2 protein-coding genes are annotated in these 2238 nt (G+C 37.9%); one reads left to right on the plus strand and one right to left on the minus strand.

Going from position 1 to position 2238, the window contains the following annotated elements; all coding sequences use genetic code 11:
- Window positions 1–137: 137 nt before the first annotated feature.
- The gene (locus tag ACOT8F_RS20835) at window positions 138–599 is read right to left on the minus strand and encodes a VOC family protein (RefSeq protein WP_421653829.1); all 462 of its coding nucleotides are present in this window, start codon (window positions 597–599) and stop codon (window positions 138–140) included.
- Window positions 600–1062: 463 nt separating this feature from the next.
- Here ACOT8F_RS20835 and mleCBF point away from each other — a divergent pair, with 463 nt between their 5' ends.
- The gene (gene mleCBF / locus ACOT8F_RS20840; RefSeq protein WP_421653830.1) at window positions 1063–1905 is read left to right on the plus strand and encodes a CBF family alpha/beta fold macrolide esterase; all 843 of its coding nucleotides are present in this window, start codon (window positions 1063–1065) and stop codon (window positions 1903–1905) included.
- Window positions 1906–2238 lie beyond the last annotated feature (333 nt).

The following is a 2238-nucleotide window of genomic DNA, read 5'->3' on the forward strand; positions in this document are numbered from 1 at the left end:
TACATCACTTACAAAAACTTCAAATGACATTATTGAAGTTTCTTTGTCATGCATGTTTTTATTATAACATCTTTAATCTGGTATTATTACTTAAAAAGTGTTGACTTATATTAGCTGGTATAATGGAATAACTATTATTAATTCTGCTTTTCACTCGACCATTTTTTTAGTGTCATCATTTCGAAATCCTCATTGTAATCTAATCGTAAAGGTGTAATTAACTCAATCGAATTTCCATCGGGATCATCAAAATAAATTGCTGCATGTGCATGTGGATTATTAGGTAAGACAAGAGGTTGTTGCTCTGGAGGAAACCCAAACGATGTTCTAACCATTATCCCCATCTGCTCTAACCATTCTTTCGCAATTTTTATATCTTCTAAGTCAACTTTAAATGCTATATGTCTTAAAGATGGGTGATATGGGGTTTTTACTTTATCTGTATCCCATAGGCCCAACCAACTGTTACCTTTTTCAATCCAGAAAAATGCTAAATTATCTTGTTGATAGGCAATCTCTAACCCTAATCTTTTATAAAATTCTATGGATTTTGATAGATTACTTACTGGTAAATGTGCTTCATATAAACCTCTAATCATCTTTATCCCCCCCTCTTTTTATTATAATATTTAAGACATTCTAACACAATTGTGGAAAATTTCGTCATTCAGCAATCTCCATAAAGAAAGAGCATAACTCTTTCTGCAGAATCGCGCCCTTTAATTGAATAATATAACTTGCGTTTCTAGAATTTTTTTGTCAATCAACTTAATTAGATAGATTTCCACGATATCTTAGTTTTATTGGTGATAGTGATTAAACATTTATTTAACCTACCTAGAATTAAAAGGAAAAGTTTCATAGCAGTAAATGAGAAAAAAGCAGGAAAATTTTGGTGTAATAAATATAGGGATGATTCCCTTTTTAAATAATATTTAAAAGGGGGCCTCGTCATGATTATCAAGTGGGTTCGACTGCAATAATCAGGCCAAACATGCTTCGGAAAGAATTTATTGTTCTGCGCCTTAGTAACGGCGATTAGATAATACGGAGGTAAAAAAAATGAGTGAACAGATACTTAAAATAAATAAAGTGGATATATGTACAGAAAGTTTTGGAAACTCTAAGGACCCTGCAGTTCTTTTGATCATGGGTGCGATGTCTTCACTAGACTGGTGGGATGAGGATTTCTGTCCCCGTCTCGCTGATCAGGGAAGATTTGTTATTCGGTACGATCATCGGGATCTGGGACAATCGACCATTTATGAGCCTGGTACTTCCAACTATACAATAACGGACTTGGCTGACGATGCGGCCGGTGTCCTGGATGCTTATTCTATAGAGCAGGGACATATCGTTGGCATGTCCATGGGCGGCTTAATAGGCCAGATTCTTGCCATAAGATATCCGGACCGTGTATTGTCGCTTACGCTCATTGCATCAAGTGTGTTCGGGACTGAGATGGAAAAGCTGCCTCCAATGGATCAGAACATACTGGATTACCATGCGAAGAGTGCTTCCATCGATTGGTCAAATCGGGAGGCTGCCATTCCCTATCTGGCGGGTGGATGGAAAACTTTAGCCGGTTCCAAACCTTATGAGCAGGAAAGAATATATAAACTGGCGGAAATAGAGGCAGATCGCGCCAAACATCTGCCGAGCAGATTTAATCATGCCATGCTGCAAGGCGGAGACGTATATTTCGATAGAATGGGTGAGATCAGCGTACCAGTGATCATTATTCATGGCACAGAAGATCCAGCTCTCCCATACGAGCACGGGCTTGCTCTTAAGAAAGCTATCCCTCATGCTGAATTATTGACGCTTGATGGAACTGGGCATGAAATTCATAGTGAAGACTGGGATCAGATTATAGATTCTGTTGTAAAGCTTAGTTTGCGATAAAAGAATAAGTTGAAAGAAAATACCCCTTTACGTAAGACGGCTGCCTTTTTATACTGTTTTTCACTAATTTTAATAGAGAAAAAGGAAAGATTAATAATCTTCGGTAGCGTCATGAAAATGCGGAAGTAATACGGAAAATGGGTATCCCTTTATTAAAAGCCCAATTTCTCAGTATTATAAACGAGAAATTGGGCTTCCTTTACTTCACAATTGCGCCCGATCGTAATATAAGCTTAGCCAGATATTTCTGGTTGACCTTTTTCTATATGGTCTTATGATAGCGGTAGTCGGGGTAGAACGTAGCGCCCGTGGGACTTGATCCCGTCAGCAAAA

The sequence above is a fragment of the Chryseobacillus diguaensis genome, assembly GCF_049220665.1.
Taxonomy (GTDB): Bacteria; Bacillota; Bacilli; order Bacillales; family Bacillaceae; genus Metabacillus_B.

Coding starts and splice junctions, on each gene's coding strand:
- ACOT8F_RS20835 (WP_421653829.1), bottom strand. CDS start 599: ATGATTAGAGGTTTATATGAAGCACATTTACCAGTAAGTAATCTATCA.
- mleCBF (WP_421653830.1), top strand. CDS start 1,063: ATGAGTGAACAGATACTTAAAATAAATAAAGTGGATATATGTACAGAA.